Annotated in this window: 19 protein-coding genes and 1 tRNA gene; 13 read left to right on the plus strand and 7 right to left on the minus strand. The window is 49.2% G+C overall.

The genetic code is table 11. The features are described 5' to 3' along the window. Positions 1-224: 224 nt before the first annotated feature. The 7 genes from JBO43_RS11635 to JBO43_RS11665 all read left to right on the plus strand — a co-directional run bounded on the left by JBO43_RS11635 (position 225) and on the right by JBO43_RS11665 (position 7,557). A complete protein-coding gene (locus JBO43_RS11635; RefSeq protein ID WP_103946758.1) occupies positions 225-785 on the plus strand; it encodes a fimbrial protein in 561 nt (186 codons plus the stop codon). A 194-nt stretch (positions 786-979) separates the two neighbouring features. Further along, positions 980-1,678, plus strand: a complete 699-nt coding sequence (locus tag JBO43_RS11640; RefSeq protein ID WP_095284200.1) for a fimbria/pilus periplasmic chaperone — start codon at positions 980-982, stop codon at positions 1,676-1,678. Between the two features lie 66 nt (positions 1,679-1,744). After that, positions 1,745-4,420 carry a fimbrial biogenesis usher protein gene (locus tag JBO43_RS11645; protein WP_202674364.1) on the plus strand — a complete coding sequence of 892 codons (2,676 nt, stop codon included), beginning with the start codon at positions 1,745-1,747 and terminating at the stop codon, positions 4,418-4,420. Positions 4,421-4,523: 103 nt separating this feature from the next. After that, on the plus strand, positions 4,524-5,591 hold the full coding sequence (locus JBO43_RS11650) for a fimbrial protein (protein ID WP_202674365.1): 1,068 nt from the start codon (positions 4,524-4,526) through the stop codon (positions 5,589-5,591). A gap of 11 nt (positions 5,592-5,602) precedes the next feature. Then, on the plus strand, positions 5,603-6,136 hold the full coding sequence (locus JBO43_RS11655) for a fimbrial protein (RefSeq protein ID WP_202674366.1): 534 nt from the start codon (positions 5,603-5,605) through the stop codon (positions 6,134-6,136). An 8-nt stretch (positions 6,137-6,144) separates the two neighbouring features. Next, complete coding sequence (locus JBO43_RS11660) at positions 6,145-6,723, plus strand: fimbrial protein (RefSeq protein ID WP_202674367.1); 579 nt, start codon at positions 6,145-6,147, stop codon at positions 6,721-6,723. A gap of 9 nt (positions 6,724-6,732) precedes the next feature. Beyond that, positions 6,733-7,557, plus strand: coding sequence for a fimbria/pilus periplasmic chaperone (locus JBO43_RS11665; protein WP_237730021.1), 825 nt, complete (start codon positions 6,733-6,735; stop codon positions 7,555-7,557). A gap of 64 nt (positions 7,558-7,621) precedes the next feature. Here the strand turns inward: JBO43_RS11665 and JBO43_RS11670 are convergent. Next, positions 7,622-7,698, minus strand: a tRNA-Arg gene (locus tag JBO43_RS11670). Between the two features lie 283 nt (positions 7,699-7,981). Here JBO43_RS11670 and JBO43_RS11675 point away from each other — a divergent pair. The 3 genes from JBO43_RS11675 (at position 7,982) to fimZ (ending at position 10,859) form a co-directional block, all read left to right on the plus strand. Next, entirely contained in the window at positions 7,982-8,698 is a 717-nt protein-coding gene (locus tag JBO43_RS11675) for an EAL domain-containing protein (RefSeq protein ID WP_331251894.1), read from the plus strand. 10 nt (positions 8,699-8,708) lie between these two features. Next, on the plus strand, positions 8,709-9,428 hold the full coding sequence (locus tag JBO43_RS11680; RefSeq protein WP_202674368.1) for a helix-turn-helix transcriptional regulator: 720 nt from the start codon (positions 8,709-8,711) through the stop codon (positions 9,426-9,428). A 798-nt stretch (positions 9,429-10,226) separates the two neighbouring features. Further along, positions 10,227-10,859 carry a fimbria biosynthesis transcriptional regulator FimZ gene (gene fimZ / locus JBO43_RS11685; protein WP_095281084.1) on the plus strand — a complete coding sequence of 211 codons (633 nt, stop codon included), beginning with the start codon at positions 10,227-10,229 and terminating at the stop codon, positions 10,857-10,859. Positions 10,860-10,910: 51 nt separating this feature from the next. Here fimZ and sfmF read toward each other — a convergent pair whose 3' ends face one another. From sfmF to fimA, 6 genes are all read right to left on the minus strand, one after another. Beyond that, entirely contained in the window at positions 10,911-11,435 is a 525-nt protein-coding gene (gene sfmF, locus JBO43_RS11690) for a fimbria assembly protein (RefSeq protein WP_202674369.1), read from the minus strand. Between the two features lie 9 nt (positions 11,436-11,444). After that, positions 11,445-12,452, minus strand: a complete 1,008-nt coding sequence (gene fimH, locus JBO43_RS11695; RefSeq protein ID WP_095281082.1) for a type 1 fimbria D-mannose specific adhesin FimH — start codon at positions 12,450-12,452, stop codon at positions 11,445-11,447. Then, positions 12,445-15,012, minus strand: a complete 2,568-nt coding sequence (locus tag JBO43_RS11700; protein WP_202674370.1) for a fimbrial biogenesis usher protein — start codon at positions 15,010-15,012, stop codon at positions 12,445-12,447. Before JBO43_RS11700 ends, fimH begins: the two co-directional genes overlap by 8 nt. Positions 15,013-15,026: 14 nt before the next feature. Continuing rightward, entirely contained in the window at positions 15,027-15,719 is a 693-nt protein-coding gene (gene fimC / locus JBO43_RS11705; protein ID WP_095281080.1) for a type 1 fimbria chaperone FimC, read from the minus strand. A 43-nt stretch (positions 15,720-15,762) separates the two neighbouring features. After that, positions 15,763-16,308 carry a type 1 fimbrial protein subunit FimI gene (fimI, locus tag JBO43_RS11710; protein ID WP_103949524.1) on the minus strand — a complete coding sequence of 182 codons (546 nt, stop codon included), beginning with the start codon at positions 16,306-16,308 and terminating at the stop codon, positions 15,763-15,765. Between the two features lie 66 nt (positions 16,309-16,374). Next, positions 16,375-16,938, minus strand: coding sequence for a type 1 fimbrial major subunit FimA (fimA, locus tag JBO43_RS11715; protein ID WP_095281078.1), 564 nt, complete (start codon positions 16,936-16,938; stop codon positions 16,375-16,377). Positions 16,939-17,244: 306 nt separating this feature from the next. On the opposite strand from fimA, the gene folD reads away from it, so the two are divergent. From folD to JBO43_RS11730, 3 genes are all read left to right on the plus strand, one after another. Beyond that, on the plus strand, positions 17,245-18,111 hold the full coding sequence (folD, locus tag JBO43_RS11720) for a bifunctional methylenetetrahydrofolate dehydrogenase/methenyltetrahydrofolate cyclohydrolase FolD (RefSeq protein ID WP_095281077.1): 867 nt from the start codon (positions 17,245-17,247) through the stop codon (positions 18,109-18,111). Positions 18,112-18,114: 3 nt separating this feature from the next. Then, positions 18,115-18,327: a ribosome-associated protein YbcJ gene (gene ybcJ / locus JBO43_RS11725; RefSeq protein WP_095281076.1), complete on the plus strand. Its 213-nt coding sequence runs from the start codon at positions 18,115-18,117 to the stop codon at positions 18,325-18,327. 361 nt (positions 18,328-18,688) lie between these two features. Next, positions 18,689-20,188: a PTS transporter subunit EIIC gene (locus JBO43_RS11730; protein ID WP_095281075.1), complete on the plus strand. Its 1,500-nt coding sequence runs from the start codon at positions 18,689-18,691 to the stop codon at positions 20,186-20,188. Positions 20,189-20,211 lie beyond the last annotated feature (23 nt).

Here is a 20,211-nt window from a genome sequence, read left to right on the forward strand (position 1 = left end):
ATCCCCCCCCCACTTTCCTAAAAAATACATCTGAGTTAAAGTTCTTCCGTCGAATTGATGGTCTGACTCTAAAAGCATGTCCCTGTCCTGGGATGTCCTGACGAATAACACCCGCACGTCAATTTATTTAAACCGCTCTCTGAGATGTTATTTGAACTAAGTTCAATTTATTTGGACGAGAACGGTTATTACTTAACAAACATATTAATATAGGAAATATAAGTATGAAAGCTTCAAAAATGGCTGTATCAACTTTATCTGCACTGGCACTGATGATGGCTGCAGGTACTGCAATGGCAGAGGGTGTTGTTACTCCGATTGACGTTACTGGCGGTACAATCCATTTTAATGGTGTAGTAACTGACGGTGCATGTACTGTTGATCAAGCATCTTCTGACCAGAACGTTCCGTTAGGTTCTATGCAAGTTAAGGACGTGGTTAAAGGTCAGCCGGGTAAAAGCATGCCTTTCAGTATTGTTTTGCAAGACTGTTCTATTGATACCTACACCAACGCTTCCTTCAGTTTTAACGGTCAGCCTGATACAAAAGATCCATCCGCTCTGGCAAACAACTATGGCGCAGGTGGGGCACAGGGTGTAGGCGTACAGATGAAAGATATGGATGGTAAAGTCGTCACTTTCGGCAATGCAGGCGCCAAAATGAAGCTGATCAAGGGTACTAACGTTGCCAGCTTCTCTGCTGCACTGTATGGCACCGATGATGCAACTAATGTAAAAAGTGGTTACGTGACTGCAATGGCCACCTTTAACGTTCATTACGAATAATCAATTATTAGATAAATAATATTATTAATAATAGCGCTATGGATTTATCTCATGGCGCTAATTTGAATTATATCAAAGCATCATTATGGTGTTAATCAATGCTCGTTATTTTTAATGAACATCGATTAAACATCATTGCCTTAAAATATAATTACGCAATGCCATTAACAAATACAAATAAAGGTTATGGGATCATGAAAAAATCGAAAACCGGCTTACTGCTAAACATATTGTTATTCAGTGCTATTTCACTCTGTGGAGTATCAACAGCAATGGCTGGTGGTGTATCTCTCGGCACAACAAGAGTGATTTACCCGCAGAATAGTTCACAGGTATCACTCTCTATCCAGAACAGCGATCCTGCCAAGGTTTTTCTGATTCAATCCTGGGTATCAGATAGGGAAGGCAAAAAAAGTACCGATTTCATTATCACTCCGCCTATTTTCGTTATTCAGCCGAATAAAGAAAACACGGTTCGCATTATGTTTGTGGGTAAAAAACCACTTCCAACAGATCGTGAATCTCTTTATTACCTGAGCAGCAAAGCAATACCCTCTGGAAAACCTGAAGAAGGCAAGAATACGCTGCAGATCGCTACCGAAACAACGATTAAATTATTCGTACGCCCTGATAACCTTCCGACGCAAAGCACTGATGCACCTAAATCCTTACACTGCAAACTCAGTGGCACCAATCTGAGCGTGAATAATCCGTCTCCTTATTATATCACCCTCGTTAACCTCAGCGTCGGTAACCAGCAACTGCCAAACACAATGATTCCGCCAAAATCGGAAGCACAGGTGCCCTTAAAAGGCGGCCTGGAGGGGGCAGTAACATTCCAGACAATGAATGATTTTGGCTCCAGAACTGAACAACAAACATGCTCCATGTAACATGCCTGAGAACGCTGTCAGGAATTAGCATTATCTATTTCTATATTTTTCAGGATTGAAAGTCAGATGAAAAAACAACTTTATTTCATTTTAGCTCAGCGGGCGAGAGCGGCTATTGGTCGTTACTCCCCTGTTGTTTTTTCATCGTTGGCTATCATTACACCCGCGCAAGCATTTGCTGAGCAGTATTTTAACCCAGCATTCCTGTCCAGCGATCCCGCTGCAGTAGCGGATCTGTCTCGCTTCAACACTGATGGTGGCCAGGCTCCGGGAAGTTATCGCGTTGAGCTTTATATTAATGACACCTTGATATCTACACGTGATGTTGAATTTAAAAATTCAACACCCGCGACAGAACCAGACAGCACAGTGGCTGCAACCGATGGAGCCACGTCAAAAGTAAAATTGCCAGGCTCAACTGAAACGCTTGTTCCCTTTTTCAGCGTCAAGGAACTGGACGATTTTGGTATAAACACAAAAACCCTGGATACCCTCAAAGACTATCCTCAGGATAAAGCGGTCAATCTGGAGACGATCATTCCAGGCAGTAAATCCACTTTCGATTTTGAGAAACAGCGTCTTGATTTGAGTATTCCACAGGTTGCGATGAAGAATGATGCTCGCGGTTATATTCCACCAGATCAGTGGGATGAAGGGATCAATGCCCTGCTTTTAAATTATAATTTTACGGGTGATGAAACAAAATCTGACAACAGCAATCAGTCTGATAAATTTCTCAGTTTGCAAAGTGGGATTAACCTCGGGCCTTGGCGCTTACGCGACAGCGCGTCGTGGACCAGCAACGATTCCGGCAACAGTCACAGCAGCGATGTTCAGCATATTAGTACTTATGTAGAACGCACCATCATTCCTCTAAAATCTGAGCTGGTTGCCGGAGATACCAGCACGTCTGGCGATGTCTTCGACAGCGTTCCCGTTCGTGGCATACAACTGTCCTCTGATGACAATATGCTTCCCGACAGTCAGAAAGGGTTTGCGCCGACCATTCGCGGTATCGCGAAAAGCAACGCAAAGGTGACGATAAAACAAAACAACTACGTTATTTATCAAACGTATGTCGCACCTGGTGCATTTGAGATTAATGACTTATTCCCAACCTCATCCAGTGGCGACTTACTTGTTTTGGTTGAAGAAAAAGATGGCAGCGTTAATTCTTACTCAGTGCCATTTTCCGGTGTACCCATTTTGCAACGAGAGGGTCGGGTCAAATATGCAGTGAGTGCTGGAGAATATCGTAATGGTGGCGATCAACAGGATAACCCTGAATTTGGCCAGGCAACTGTACTCTTGGGTTTATCTCATGGGATGACAGTGTATGGCGGAACGCAGTTTTCCAGCAAATACCGTAGCTTCGCACTGGGAATGGGTAAAAACTTCGGTGATTTAGGCGCGTTGTCCATTGATATCACTCAGGCAAGCAGTACGCTGATTGATGACAGCACCCATCAAGGGCAATCAATGCGCTTTCTGTATGCTAAAACGCTTAATGAATATGGGACTAACTTCCAGCTACTCGGCTATCGTTATTCAACAGAGGGTTTCTATACATTAAGCGATACCACCTATAAAAGAATGAGTGGTTATAATGATACTGAAACCAAAGATGATAAAGATGATCAGCCCGATTACTTTGATTATTACAATCTGACCTATACCAAACGTGGAAAACTGCAGGCCAATCTTTCACAGCAAATTGGTAAAGAAAGTAATATTTTTGTCACCGCCAGCCAACAAACTTACTGGCATACCGATGAAACCGACACCCTATTACAGGCAGGGTTTAACAGTATGGTCTGGAATGTCAATTATGGCGTGACATACAACTATAATAAAATGCAAAACCAGCCAGAAGCGGATCAGATTTTCTCATTTAATATTTCCATCCCTCTGTCGCAGTGGTTATCCCCAGCACAAGGCGATTCAATGCATCCTGGGCATAATGCCTATGCAACCTACAGCGGGAGCCGGGATAATAAGGGAAATGCAACCCAACTGGCCGGTATCAGTGGGACACTGCTCGATGATAATAACCTCGGATACAGTGTGATGGAAGGCTACGGGAATAATGGCGTCGGTAATAGTGGCAGCGTGAGCGCAAACTACCAGGGGGGTTATGGTAATACAAACCTGGCTTATAACTACAGCACTAACTATAAACAGATTAACTACGGCGTATCTGGTGGCATAGTGGCTCACCGTAATGGTATTACGCTGGGGCAACCCCTTGGCGACACCAACGTGCTCATCGCTGCACCCGGCGCAGATAATGTCGGCATTGAAAATAATACGGGTGTGACAACTGACTGGCGTGGATATGCCATCGTTCCGTATGCAAGCACCTATCGCCAAAACCGAATAGCGCTCGATACCAATACTTTAGATAACCATACAGATATCGATGATGCCGTTATTAATGTGGTTCCCACACAAGGAGCCATTGTCCGGGCTAAATTTACCGCGCACAACGGAGTGCGAGCGCTTATAACGCTCACTCACAATGGTAAACCATTACCCTTTGGTACCAGCGTGAGCAGAACCGACATTACTGGCAGCCAGATCGTTGGAGATGAAGGCCAGGTTTATATGTCAGGGCTACCGTTAAAAGGCACCTTGAAATCACAATGGGGTGCGGGTGCAAATGAGCAGTGCCAGGCAGATTATGTTTTACCAGAGGACAGCCTTAAAAAGGCAATCACCTATTCGAATGTAGTCTGTAAATAGGTAAGTATTTTTATAATGTTGTGCAGTCCTTATAACATTAAAAAATGTGTCTAACCGAATATATATCATCAAACAGATTGTGACTTCTGGAAGAAGGAATACCATGCGCAACCGATTACTCTTATTTCCTGCTCGCCAGGTAATACTCTTTACACTGCTCATTATCAGCTCATATAGTCAAATAGCTTATAGTGCCGACCCTGGTGTGTGCTCACCCAGTAATGGCACGATACCCGAATTACATATTGATATTAACATGACAGCCCCACCTCTTGGTGTGACGACAGGACAGGGATATACCTATCCCGTTGTGGTTGCTGCTCCAGGGGCTATCACCTGTCAGCCGACGGACCCAGCGCCAAAAACCTACAGCGTGTATGCCGAAAATAATGGTTCTTTGGGAACGTTTGCTGAAGCATCTGTAGATATTGGCGAAGGGTATAAATTCAGGTTACAAGTCGGTAGGACGCCCGGTTTCGCTACCATGAACATGTGGGGCATCAAAGGGGGAAGTTCACCCGTTATTTCACAGCCCGTTTACGCTGCGGTTTTACTCTATCCTCCGGCGACTACTCGTCCCGGCATACAAGATATTGTGATTAAAGATGAAATTGATTTGGGATATATCGTCGTTTCAGAAAATGATTTGAATAATATTACATCAGCCACTTCGAGTAATGATGGCTTGACCCATGTTTTTGTAAAAGGAGTCATACATATCCCCCCAACCTGTACGCTGACTCCGAGCCCGCTCACAGTGGAAATGCCAGCTATGTTTGCCGCTGATTTTGCCGCTGCGGGCGTTGGCGGACCCGTCGGAACACCAACCAGGCTGGAAGTTCAGGGGGTATGCACAGGAGGGGGCCATGAGGGCGTTGCCGACTTGATTCATATTTCTTTATATTCAATGACTCAAGGTGACAATGCGAACATGATCGGTGTGCCGGGTGTGCCGGAAATTGGACTGACCGTGAGTGACAACGACGGAAAAATGCTCCCGGTAAATGGAACCGAGGCTGGAACCGTCCTGACGGAGCAAAGAATTGTCGGTGAACAAAAAATGGGATTGTTTAAATACCCGATGAGTTTCCAGCTCATTTCACGAACCGGGACAGCGCCAAAACCCACACATTATCAGGCGACAGTAATTATGTCATTATCAATAGATTAGTGGGAGGTATTATGAAATACAAATGGAATTTGGGTATTTTTCTTCTTAGCTGCTTACTCCCTTGCGCAGGTTTTTCAGCGACGCTGAGCAGTACGCCTATAACAATATCAGGCACAATTATGGCCAGTTCCTGTACTGTCGCAGATAAAAGTAAAACACAAAGCATCGACCTTGGTTCTTATCCGAATAATTCATTGAAAACGGTCGGGCAAATATTAACATCAAAAGATTTAAAAATATCGCTGACAGGTTGTAATGAGGGAATTATAGGTACTGTGGTGACGCTTTCAGGGGCACCCGATATCAATGACCCTACTTTACTGGCGTTGAGTAATCCGGACGCTGATGAGACAGCAAAGGGTCTGGCTATCCAACTCAAAGATAAAGCGGATAATTTCATTCCTGTAAACGGAAAATCGGCACAGCAGAAACTGGTTGCTGGCGATAACGAAATCACATTTAAGCTTGCCTATAAAGTGACAGCATTACCAGTGACCGTAGGTAATGCAAACTCTGTGTTATATCTCGATTTGGCTTATCAATAGGATTAATCATGATCAAAAATAGTATCAATCCTGTAAAAGAGCGCAATGGGAAAGCTTGTCTTAAAATCAGGTGGGTCGCAATAATCTTCTTAAATGCGGCCCTCACTCTACCTGCGCTCGCCCATGACGTGACGGTTAACCTTACCGGAAAGGTAACCAATGCAACCTGTACCGTCTCATCGGACTCTATTTATAAACCTGTTTTACTGGGTTACATTCCCCTTAAAACCTTTTATCAATATCCAATGAGTTCAGCCCCAGTTGAATTTAAAATTAATCTTGAAAATTGCGGTGCCGTCAGTCGTGGGGTACAGGTTACATTTTCAGGGACACCGGATGACAATGTCCCTGATTATTTTAAACTCTCGAATGATGGTTCAGATGATTCTGCGAGCGGCATCGCGGTAGAAATTATGGATGATGCCAGAAAAATAATCCCCGTTGACGGGAAATCAAAGTCTTATCTAATTACAAGTGGCGCAACAACTAAATCCCTGGTCTTTTACGCTAAGATGGTGACTAATGGTGACGCCTTAAAAACTGGAAATGTAAATTCAAATGCGACATTTGTTACCGCCTATCCATAGAGGCCCACTATGAATCCTTTATCTATTAATAAATCTCATAAAATGCTTTATGGGATACTGCTATTAGCATTATTTTCTGAAAATGGATATTCTGGCGTCATGATCGGCGGCACCCGTTTCATTTATCATCAAGGCAATGAAAACGGTCTCCCTTTTCTGGTCAGAAATTCAGGTGACTCACCGGTTCTAATTCAAACAAAAATACTCCCAGACGATACAAAAGGTAATAATGAACAGCAGAAGTTACCGCAATCAGCATCAGGTCACTTCGTCGCTACTCCCCCACTTTTGCCACTCAAAAAGCAAAAGGAAAATTATATCCGTATCATCCGCACGGAAGGGAAACTGCCTGACGACAGAGAAAGTTTGTTCCAGCTAAGTGTCGCCGTCATTCCATCTGGGAAACCCACAAGCAATGATTTGCAGATCGCCATCCGCTCACGATATAAATTATTGTACCGGCCAGACGGCCTTAAAGGTTCGCCGGAGCAGGCTTACCAGATGCTGAACTGGCAAAAAAGCGGTGATTCTGTAAAGGTTGAAAACCCAACGCCCTATTATGTGACGTTATTTCAGTTATCCGTTAATGGGAAAGTACAATCTCCTCAGGGCGTGGTCTCCCCCTTTGGAAGCCGTACCGAGTCCTGGTGTCCGAAAACGGGGGCATGTCAGCTGCAATGGCAAAGCCTGGATGATAATGGTATGCCAACTAAAGAGTGGGTGGTTATGCCTCAGTCGGTAGCGCAAGCAGGAAAGCCTTTTATTCCTCAGGCGAAGACACAAACAGAGAGACCAAAGCTTAAGGTACCAAATCAAGATAAAATTGAAAATTAACAGGAAGTTCCTACAAGCGAGTAAGCAGTATAGAAAGAATTTTCAGAGGGGTTTGCCATGAGAATGGTACGCCCTGTAGGATTCGAACCTACGACCTACGGCTTAGAAGGCCGTTGCTCTATCCAACTGAGCTAAGGGCGCACTGACAAGTGCACTTGTGGTGTGAAACGCCTGGAATTATACGGTCAATGACCAGTGAGTCAATGCCTTTTAGCGCGATCGCCTGCCTTCTCATCTTCCTTCTGCCTTCCCCTTGAAAATATGCCTGTTTTTTCGACACTGCCCTCATTTTTCTGTCACTGCTAACACTGCGAAAAGCCTTAATGCTCTTTAAGTAACGCCTCCTGTTTTCGGCTTCCAATCCCCAGCACACTAGCCTATGGTATCCCGGCGCCAGGGAGCCGGAAGATAACAGGATAGTGTTGTGCCCCTCTCAGCCCCAACAGAAAACGATATCTCTACACTGCGCTGTGTATCGCAAGAGATTATTGGTATCAAACTTGAGCCGATCGTCGCTCTCCCCTCTTCCCGTATCGTCGGTATGGAAGTGCTCAGTCTTCTCAAATCTCCCGAACACAGTGAAGCATACTTTCAGCATCAATCTGTGAATCAGTGCCTTACGTTGCTTGAGATACAACTCGCCGCCTTAAAAAACACACGTTACGCTTATGACCTTTTTATCAACCTGCCGATAACCGTATTTATTGAGCCGGAATCCTTCGCCCGAATCCTGCCGCTCATGCATCCCGGTCAGAATATTGAAATTGTCGAGCCGGGTACTTTCTTTCAGTTGCCTGCCGAATTACGCCAACGCGTCGCCCGGCACTGGGGGATGCTGGCCGATCGCGGTTGCCACATCTGGCTGGACGATGTAAACACGGCCTTAATCCGCCCATTTTTATCCTGTCGTTTACCTTTAAGCGGCGTCAAGATCGATAAAATGGCGTTCTGGCGTAAGCGGTCAACGCCGGCACTTACCGAACTGGTGGGCCTTTGCACACAGGTTGCGCGCCATGTGCTGATAGAAGGTATTGAATCAAAAATGGATCGGGAGTGCGCACTACAGGCTGGGGCGGGATTCGGTCAGGGTTATTACTGGCCATCTACTGGCTGGTCTGAGAAGAAAAGGACGTTAGCCTGAAAGAGACTCTATGCGCATGACCGTACGCCGTTACCGGCGTCGTCGACAAGGAAGCGATTCGCTGGGATTTTCACAATCGCATTCCAGCGCCCCTTTTTTTGATCGCCTTGTTTACCTGAGTCAATCCATCAATCAGACACGCAGACCCGACACTCCCTTCATTGTGCTCGTAACTCACGATCATTTTCTGTACGCCGGAATTCAACGTGGTCCCGCCCCCCTGCGCCATTGCTGCGGATACGACACGCTTGAATCCGCGTTCAGCGCACTGGAAACCTGGCCGTCAGCAAGGTTAGTCGTCGATATTGAAAGCAGGACGATGCCGCTTATACAGATGCTCGACATGCTACGGCGGATTATTCTGTATCCCCCTTTTACTGCCGTCAGCCTGCTGGTACGCGCCGATGATTACGATACCCGCCTGCTCTGTAAAACCAGCGGCCCTTTCGACGTGCTTGAACGCCAGCTCCCGGCTCTGGCGTTGCAACAGGCGTTAACCGCCACCAGCGCTCCCGTCAATAACCGTAGCATCTACTTCAGCAGGGAAGAGTGGACCATCCTGCAATATTTATCCCAGGGGGAATCATTGCGGAATATTGCCCTTTTTCGTCAGCGTCCCTATAGCCGCATTGTCTATCGCCTGGGCCGAATCTTAAGTAAGCTGGGTCTGCATCATCGTCAAGAATTACTGCATCTTCTGCATCGAATCTCTCTATCCCCTATCCGATAACCTCTTAATTCCTAAAGAACTTTAGGAAATTACTTACGTAAAATATTAAAATTATGTTTTAAATTAACATTTTTATAAAGATTACAACTATTCCTAATCCGCTGCTTCTATCAACGTAAATCTCTGAAAAAGTTTTGATACTCAGCATTTTCATCCAGAAGTTAAGATCCTGACAAATCAGTTAAGAAGATGATAAGGATGTAAAATCGTGACTATTCAATGAGTCGCAGAAAGTGCAAACCCTTGTGGGCAGGAGATCCTGCTGTCTATTGCACAGATTTTTGCTGAAAGGTGAACAACACTTTCAAATGAAGGTATCGCTGGGGTGGCGGTAAAAAAACTTCCGCCAGAGAGGTACCCTGAGTTCCGCTAAAACGGCTTAAAATGACAACATTAAATTAACATTGAGGGGATTCTATTATTTTTTGCAATTACATAAATAGGATAATCTTTACTAAGAGGAATGCATGGTTATTTAGACCGAATTTAAAATAATCACTTTCCGTCTCCAGAAGATCATAATAAGAAACACTCTCTGGATAATTTACAGGCTTTTCGGAAAAAACTTACAAGGTATAATAAGCGTATTCCAAATGAGAATAAGAAATACCTTTACTCATCTGGGAAATTTAAATTCAGCCATCACACTGAAGCCATTTTTCATCGCAACGTAAACAAGGATGCTTTCGCTTTATCCAGGGAAATCCCCCGTATAAGGAACTGCAGAATTATCCTTCCGGCTTACCAGGCGCTTTTGCACAACGCTCAATAGCGCTTTATCAACCTGAGGCATAAAAAATGAAACCGGCATCCGTTATCATAATTGACGAACATCCCATCGTCAGAATGTCAATTGAAGTTCTGCTCCAGAAAAATAAGAACATTGAGATTAAACTCAAATCTGGAGATAGCCACCAGGCGTTGGACTACATCCGCAATCACCCTATCGATCTGGTGATCCTCGATATCGAACTCCCAGGCACAGACGGTTTCTCTTTACTTAAGAGAATCAAAAACTTAAACGAAAACATAAAGATCCTGTTTTTGTCTTCAAAGTCAGAATCATTTTATGCCGGTCGTGCCATGCGTGCCGGGGCGAACGGTTTTGTCAGCAAGCGGAAAGATTTGAGTGATATCTATAACGCAGTGGAAATGTTACTCGCGGGATATTCGTTCTTTCCCTATGAAACCTTGAGTTTTATAAACCATCAGGGCTCAAACAGAGGGGCGGTATCTGATATGCCGTTATCTAACCGGGAAGTGACTGTGTTACGATTTCTGGCGAATGGATTATCGAACAAGGAAATTGCACAGCAATTATTACTTAGCAACAAAACAATAAGCGCTCACAAGTCTAATATCTATTCTAAATTAGGGGTACAGAGTATCGTTGAGCTTATTGATTATGCTAAAGCCCACGAACTACTGTAATCTGAAGGCACTCCCTGCCGCTCAATCGAGTATCAGGGAGTGCGGTTAGTCTCAATTATAATTAATCATAAAGGTCGCATCGGCATCGGCACGCCCCGGCTGAGGATTATTAGCAGTGGCAATATAATTAGCATAAAAATCCAGAACCGCATTTCCCTGTGCATCCACCACTACATCCTGGCTGGCTTGCTGTAGCGGCAGGCGCGCTTTGTCCCGATCGCGGATCTCTACCGCCACGTTGCTCGCCTGACTGGCATCGTTTAACGCCAGCAGCTCAGGATCGCGCGGATCCACTTTTCCTGAAAATGTCACCGAGGCTGCGCCCGGTGGACAGCCAGTTAGCTTTAACGTAAAGGGCATCGCCTGAGTTCGGCTCCCCGTGGTGCTGAGCTGCTTTGTCGGCCAGGTGCCCAGCGTGACCGACTTGTCGCTGTCACTGCCTTCGGCCACACAGGTAAAATCAACAATGTTGCCGTAAAGCACAATGTTGATTTCCCCCAGCGCATTGGCCGCCAGCGCGCCGCTGGTCGGTGTCAACACCACGGCCATCGCGGCGAGTAAAATCCGTATGCGCATCCCCCCTCCTTAATCGTAATCGACGCGAAGATATCCACGTGAAGTGAAACGTCCCTCGCTCGGTTTATTGCCAGTAATACTCACCGGCCACGCGCTAATGCCGACCACCGCCGACGCATTATCGTCCAACCGGAACGGAATTTTACTGGCAAGATTGTTGGGCGTGAGCGGCGTACCGCTGGCACTGGCGACGATAAAACCTAAATCAGCGTTATCAGAAACAATCGCGTTACCGGACACCTTCTCTGCCTCGACGCGCATGGTGAGGTAAGCGTTGGCCTCAACGTTGGTGCATTTAATCGCAATAGTCTGCGTTTTAGGGCTGATGCCCTGTGGACGATTGCCCGCCCCGGCCTGGCTAAACAGCGAGGCCCCGATATCGCCAAAATCGAATTCCACCACCTTCCCGGCGTTAATGGCACAGCTTTGCGGCACCTGAATGGTTCCGCTGTAGCTGATGGTATAAACCGGCGTCGACAGCGGATCAGATGAGGTCGTGGTGACATAGACGCGGAACATCGTCTGACGCGGGATCTCCACCATATTAATAAACCGCCGCGTCACCTTCAGGCGAAACACCAGGTTCGAGTCTTTCACCCCAAACGGTTGCCCCTTCGATACGTTCGGGTGGCTCCCCATCTGGATAAAATTCTGCGGCGGATAAAACACGCCAGAGTAACTGTCAGTGATCTTCATCGCCCCATCCAGATACTCATTCAACTTAAGGTACTTGTACCCGTCAATGGTGCTGGTAATCGGGAAATCGGTGACGTAGCTGCGCTTGGTCGTGTTACCCGATGTGCCTTTCGGACACACCGCGTTGACCCCCACCCACTGCGATTTTTCAGCGAGCGTCACAATCTGCCCAATCTGGTTATTGGAACTGTTAAATTTATCCGTCAGATCGTAATAAATATCGGTCGCCACCCCGTTTTCGTTGGCACACACCGTCGCCAACGCCTGACCGGCGGGCAAGCTGGCCAACAACGCGGCGGCCAGGTATCGAGTTTTAATCACAGCGGATCTCCTTCAGCGTGATTGCCTGTTGCAGGCTCTTTTCAGGCAGAGTGTATGGCGCACGACACTGCGCGTTTGCGCCATTGCCCCACTGGACCAGCAGCTCGCCGGTCAGCGGCAGTCCGCTCAGGTAAATCTGTCCATCGTCGCCCACCATGCTGGTCACGCCGCTTGTGGTTTCGCGTACCACCGCGCCAAAGGGAACCGGCTGATTGCCACGCATCACGGTAAGCAGCGCACGCACACCGATGCGCGTATCAAAGCTGGCACGCACCAGCGCACCATTGGTTGGCACCACGCTGCTGACGTTGTTTTCGATATCGGTATTGTTGTTCATGGTGTTGGTATCCAGCGCCACACGGTTATAGCGATACACCGTGGCGTAAGGCATCACGGCGTAACCGCGCCAGTCGGTTTTCACCCCGGTCTGGTTTTCGACGTTCACGCCAGACGCGCCCGGCGCTTTAATCAGCACGTTGGTGTCGCCCAGCGGCTGGCTGAACGTCACACCGTCCGAATGGCCCACCACGCCGCCTGACATTTGCCAGTTGAGATCGTGCTGATCGCGGGCGTAGTTGTATCCTGCGCCAAAGGTGCCGTAGGCCGCCTGCCAGTTGGCGCTGGCACTGCCGCTCGCGCCGTTGTTACTGGTGTGTCCCTGGCTCACGCTGTAGGTCAGGTTTCTGTCTTCCAGCAATGTCCCGCTGATCCCGGTCTGCCAGCTGTTATCACCATTGCTGTTACGACTGGCCGAAGCCGTAGCGTAGGCACGATCAAACGCGCTATCCCGGCGATAACCATGTTGGGTAAACAGGCTAAATGGAACCGACACATTGAACGAAGCCAGCTTGTCCGTACCGCCAATGCCTACCGCCTGGTTCCACGACCAGGATACGGAGTAACTCACGCCGCGAACGCCACCGGCATAGCCCAGCTGATACCAGACGCTGGAATCATCGGTTCCCCAGTAGGTTTGCTCGCTGCCAGACACGTAGATCGAGCCGTAATCTCCCAGCGACTGGGAAATATTCACCTGGAAGCGGCCTTTTTTATTCCATGTCAGGTTGTGATAGCTCTGCACATCCGACACGCCGTCATCGTTTTTGGTGTCACTGTATTGATAGCCTTCCATCGATTTCCACGCCACGTCGTCCAGGGTGTAAAACCCTTTAGTGGAATAGCGATAGCCGAGCAGCTGGAAGTTGGTTCCGAAACCGTTCAATGATTTGGCGTACAGGAAACGCAAGGATTGCCCTTCGTGACGGCTGTCATCGGCGAGTTGGCTGCGGGCCTGAGTGAAATCGAGTGAAATTGCGCCCCAGTCACCGAGGTTTTTCCCCGCACCGATCGCCAGTGCGCTGTATTTCTCGGCAAGCTGCGTGCCGCCATACAGGGTGTAGCCGTTATTCAGACCCGCAATCAGCGTGCCCTGGGCAAAAGAGGGGGTATCCTGTTCGCTGTTGCCGCTGCGGTAATCCCCCGCCACCAGATCGTATTTCAGGCGGCCTTCGCGCTGCAGTAGCGGCACGGTGGAGTACGGAACGGTATAACGCTGCGGGTTGCCGTCTTTCTCTTCTACCGTCACCTCAAGGTCACCGCTCGACGACGTCGGGTTCAGATCGCTGATAGCAAAAGCCCCGGGCTGAACATAGCTTTGATAGATAACGTACCCGTTCTGGCGGATAACGACTTTCGCAGGCGTTCGGGCAATACCGCGCACGGTCGGGGCGTAGCCCTGCATACTGTCCGGGTACATGTTATCGGACGAATAGAGCCGCACACCGCGAAAACCGAGGCTGTCGAAAACGTCGTTGCCGGTATTGCTGTCACCCAATACCAGCTCGCTTTTCAGTGGAATCACCGTGCGCTGTGCGGAGGTACTGATGTTCTGCCACTGACGATGGCTTTCCCCGTTGCTTTGGGTATAACGCCATGCTCCATTATTTCGCAGGCGCCATGCGCCGTAGTTCAGCCCACTTTGCAGATTCAGGTAATAGCTGTTGTCATCGTCATTGCCCCGGTTGCCGCTAAAGCTGTAGTTCAGCAAAATAGCCGGGATCCCTTCATCCCATTGTTCAGGTGGAATGTAGCCACGCGCGCTGTTCTGCATCGCCACCTGCGGCAAGCTGATGTTCAGGCGCTGTGAGGCAAAATTAAAGCCAATTTCAGTACCAGGAATCGCCGTCGCCAGCGGAATGCAGGTCTCACCGGTAACGTGGGTTAGCTCCGGGAACGCGCTAATATTCACGCCAAAACGGTCAAGCATTGCACGCGTGATACACGGCGTCAGCCCGCCAGCAACAGGCGAGGTGTTTTCTGCCGCCGTTTCAAAGCGGACATCCTGCGTGCCGATAAACTCATCGTTACGCCAGATATCCACGCGATAGGTGCCGGGAGCCTGCTGATGTCCCTGCTCGAAGCGTGACAAATCCGCAACGCCTGCCGTGTCATCAGACAAAAACGCGGGATTAAAATAGCTCTCTGCCCCGGCGATGACCGGGCAAAGCGCCGCCATCAGCGCCAGCGCACACGGACGGTAACGCCATCGTGGATTATTCATCACCCTGACTCTGCTCAAAGACTGACGCGGCGCGCGGGAGTGATAGCACCGTAATCATTCACGCTTTGCCACGAAAGCGCACCGCTGGCCCCGGTCGGAAGGGCTTGCTGCGCTGAGTTCTTCGGCGCAATCATGATATTTTCCAGCTTCTGCCCGCCCAATTGCAGGTTCACCAGCGTGACGTAATAGGGCGAAGCATTGCTGACTTTAAGGTGGTTTCCCGCCCGCTCAAATCGCAGCTGCGACAGCGCCTCTTCGGGCGGCATCGCCAGATTTTTTGGCCGGACAAACAATTTAATGCGCGACAAGATCGCCAGTTGCAGCACGTTTTTCCCTTCCATATTCTCTTTGTTCACGGAAGGAATGGCTTTCACGTTCATGAAGAACAGGGATTCACGGTCGGACGGCAGCGGTGGCCCCGCGTAGATAATGCGCAGCGTGTTCTCGCTATCCGGCTCGCTGACGAACAGCGGCGGTGTGACTGCAAAGGTTTTTTCTTTTTGCCCGCGATCGTTTTCAATCCATGCATTCACTAAATAGCGTTCTTGCTTATTGCTGTTGGTAATGGCGAGCGAGGTCTGTTTGGCATCCGCCGGATAAATAACACGCGTAGCCCCCAGCGCGATCCCACCGGACGCACTTACGGGAGCAGAAATCATCATTAAAATAAACGAGAAGATCAGTCCTGGTTTTATTAAGGTGCTCATCACATCAATACCTTTATTATTAAGTTCGCAGGCGTGTACGGCGTTATGGATAAATCAACGTAAACCAGACATCCGACTGAATATTGCCCGGTACAAGGTGTTCTGAAATAGCCCGATAGCGTGCGCTGAAATGAAAGTTCAGCTCACGGGTGTCGATTGGCAGCGTATTTATAGCGGTGGCGTTGGGGATAATTTGGCGCTTCTGCGAATCAAACAATGCCAGCCCTAATCCGCTGCTCACGCGACTTTCGCCGGGCCGGGATGTCGCCAGAAAAACCTGCGGATCTTCTGCGGGCGTAACGCCCTCGAACATCATCCCTACCGTACGTGAAACGTCGACGCTGCAATCCACCAGCCGCAAGGTAAAGGGCACTTCAACCGTCGAAAAGCTGCCGACACCGGCGAAAGTGTTGGTGCGATATTGCCCCATTTCTACTCGCAGGCTTTGGCTCTCAGGCGCCACGGCGCAACCGCCGTTGACCAGCTCGCCTTTGATATGTACCCGCCCGCCATCCACGACCACCGTATGGGCCATCGCCGGCAGTGCGGCGCAGACTATCAGCAGAAACAGGAGCCCTTTTCTGGTCATCCTTAGCCCTCGATTTGCATCAAACAGGCCTCCTCCCTGAGGCCGTATCATCCCTGAAAAGCGGGTTTATTCGTATTTCATTACGAAGGTAGCATCCGCGTTTGCCTGGCCCGGTTCAGCAGTCGCCGCAGTGGATTTATAACGTGCGGTGAAGTTCAGGGTGTTGGTGCCTTCAATCAGTGCTTTAGCCGCAGAGAAAGTCGCGCCGTCTGGGGTCAGAGTGGCGGATTTGCTGTCGAGGATCTCGATACCCACGCCTTTCGCGGTATTGTCGTTGCTGCCAGAGGTGACAGCCAGCAGGGTTTTATCGGTGGAGTCAATCTGGCCGGTAAACGCAACTGAAGCGCTTGCAGCAACGGCTGGATCGCAGTCATTCAGTTCAATGTTGAACGGAATATTCGACGTGGTGTCGCCCACTTTGGTGAATTTAGCCGTACGATATTGTCCCAGATTAACAATCTGATCCGCAGATTCAGTATTTACCGCACAAGCGGCATTCACTAATTCACCTTTAAAGTGAACGGTGCCACCATTAACGGATACCGGAGTAGCAGGATCTTCTGCATGAGCTGCACCGGCAACCAATACCAGAGAAGCAATAACGGAAGAAGCAATATTGCGAAGTTTCATATCTGTTCCTTTGAATATAAAAAGCCCTTCCCGCGTTTATTCGGGAATAGAAAACACAATCAATTGCACAATTGAATGTTTATTTTGGAGGAGACAAAGTAGCCCACACGCAAATAATAAAACAGGTCAAAACGCTGCGATTAATCCAGGCTGCATCCTAATTTCAGTTAGGAAAAGACCACCTAAAGAGCAAGGTTTAGCGCCTGATTGTGGAAATCTCTCAATGGGTGACTGACAGCGGGCCTCGCTTCTGACAAAATATAGGCAATCCCCCTTTCAAACGTTACAGACGGAATCCTCTCTCTGATGGCAGCAAAGATTATTGACGGTAAAACGATTGCGCAGCAGGTGCGCTCTGAGGTCGCGGAAAAAGTGAAGGCGCGTACAGCGGCCGGACTTCGCGCTCCAGGGTTAGCCGTTGTGCTGGTTGGCAGCAACCCGGCATCGCAAATTTATGTCGGCAGTAAACGCAAAGCATGTGAAGAGGTGGGCTTCGTCTCCCGTTCCTACGATCTGCCAGAAACCACCAGCGAAGCAGAACTGCTTGAGCTGATTGACACCCTGAATGCCGACGACGCGATCGACGGCATTCTGGTGCAGTTGCCACTGCCTGCGGGCATCGACAACGTGAAGGTGCTGGAGCGTATTGCGCCGGATAAAGACGTCGACGGATTCCATCCGTATAACGTCGGACGCCTGTGCCAGCGTGCACCGCGTCTGCGTCCGTGCACGCCGCGCGGTATTGTGACGCTGCTTGAGCGCTACAACATCGATACCTACGGTTTGAACGCCGTGGTGATTGGCGCGTCCAACATCGTCGGTCGCCCGATGAGCATGGAGCTGCTGCTGGCAGGTTGCACCACCACCGTGACGCACCGTTTTACCAAAAACCTGCGTCAGCACGTCGAGAATGCCGATCTGCTGATCGTCGCGGTCGGTAAGCCGGGCTTTATTCCTGGCGAATGGATTAAAGAAGGCGCGATTGTTGTGGACGTGGGCATTAATCGTCTGGAAAACGGCAAAGTGGTGGGTGACGTGGTTTACGAAGACGCTGCTGCACGTGCGTCTTACATCACACCGGTACCGGGTGGCGTGGGTCCAATGACCGTGGCAACCCTGATTCAGAATACATTGCAGGCATGCGTTGAATATCACGACGTAAAGGAAGCGTAAAAGATGGCAACATTTTCATTAGGTAAACACCCGCACGTAGAACTGTGCGATCTGCTCAAACTGGAAGGCTGGAGCGAAAGCGGCGCCCAGGCGAAGATTTTCATCGCTGACGGCCTGGTCACCGTTGACGGCGTGGTAGAAACCCGCAAGCGCTGCAAGATTGTCGCCGGTCAGACGGTGAATTTCCAGAACCAGAGCATTACGGTTATCGCCTGAGTCCCCTGATGCCCGGCGGTGCTTCACTTGCCGGGCCTACGATTTGTAGAGTGTTTTTGTAGGCCGGGTAAGGCGCAGCCGCCACCCGGCATCATCCCGCAGTACGCTGATGCCCTCACCCCAACCCTCTCCCACGGTAGAGGGCGAAAACACTAGAAACGGCAACTTTGTTGCCGTTTTGCATTGACCTCTATAACGGTTAATTCTCGATCAACTTCAAAGAATCACTATTTCGTCTGTTGAAATGTGAAATTTAAGTTGCGCGAATTTCAGGCTTCTCGCACGATAAGTAGAACGTTCTACTAAAACGTTCTACTTACAATAACAGCGCCTCTCAAAGCGCTTCTCGGGGGAAATCAGCATGAGTCTGATATCAGGGTTTGTTAAATCGTTGTCAAAGCTTTCCATGATTGGTCGCGCATTAATGCTGCCAATTTCACTGCTTCCTGCTGCCGGTCTGCTGTTGGCCTTCGGCGATAAATTCCACATGCCGCTGATGATGAACGCGGGCGGGGTTATTTTTGATAACCTGCCGATGCTGTTCGCCATCGGTTCTGCCGTCGGTCTGGCGTCAGAATCCGGGATCGCCGCCCTGTCGGCAGCCGTTTCGGTATTTGTCACCAATATCACCATCGGAACCGTTCTGAGCATCACGCCAGAAATGGCTTCCCAGGGCGGAAAATACGCTATGGTGGTCGGCATTCCGACGCTGCAAATGGGCGTTTTCGGCGGCTTGATCTGCGGTATTCTCGCGGCATGGTGTTATAACCGCTTCCATACCATGCAGCTACCGGAATTCCTCGGCTTCTTCTCCGGCAAGCGTTTCGTGGCTATCGCTACTGCATTCCTGTCGTTCGTTCTCGGCCTGCTGTTGCCCTACGTCTGGCAGCATATTCAGGCGGGGATCGACGCTCTGTCGGTTATCGTCAACGGGGATAATCAGGCGGCATCGACCTTTATCTTTGGCCTGGTAGAGCGCGCATTAATTCCGCTCGGCCTGCATCACATCTGGTATCCATCGTTCTGGTACTCGTTTGGCGATTACACCACTCAGGCAGGCCAGGTTATTCACGGCGACCAGACAATCTGGTTCAAAATGCTGGAAGAAGGCACCAAATCCTTCAGCAGCGACACCTACCAGAACGCCGGTAAATTCATGCAGGGCGAGTTCCCGCTGATGCTGTTCGCACTGCCTGCGGCCTGTCTGGCGATGTACCACGAAGCCCACACCAAGAACAAAAAAATCGCCTTCGGTATCCTGTTCTCGGCGGCACTGACCTGCTTCCTGACGGGCATCACCGAGCCGGTAGAGTTCACCTTTATTTTCGTCGCGCCGATTCTGTACGTCTTTAACGCCATTATGGCGGGTCTGGCCTACATGACGATGTATCTGCTGCACGCACACATCGCCAAATCGTTCTCTGCGGGCCTGATTGACTACATTTCGTTTGGCATCCTGCCGTCGTTTAACGGCTATCAGACCAACTTCCTCAACGCCGTGATCATCGGTATTCCGATGGCGCTGATTTACTACTTCACCTTCCGTTTCGTGATTCGTCGTTTCGATGTCAAAACGCCGGGCCGTACCGAAGTCACAGCCACCACAGACGACAAAACCGACACCGAAATCGCGACCGAAATCATCGGCCTGCTGGGTGGCGCGAAAAACATCGACTCCGTAGGTTCGTGTATCACCCGTCTGCGCCTGGAAGTGGCAAAAAGCGATGTAGTGGATAAAGACGGCCTCAACGGACTGGGCGCGCGTGGCGTCGTCTTCGTCGGGGATAACGGTATCCAGGTGATTTTCGGTGCCAGAGCACAGTTTATCGCCCAAACCATGTCCACCATGATCGGTAAATAATAAGATGCCTGACCGATACGTCT

Origin of the sequence: Lelliottia jeotgali, from assembly GCF_016771845.1 — a bacterium.
GTDB classification, from domain to species: Bacteria; Pseudomonadota; Gammaproteobacteria; order Enterobacterales; family Enterobacteriaceae; genus Enterobacter; species Enterobacter jeotgali.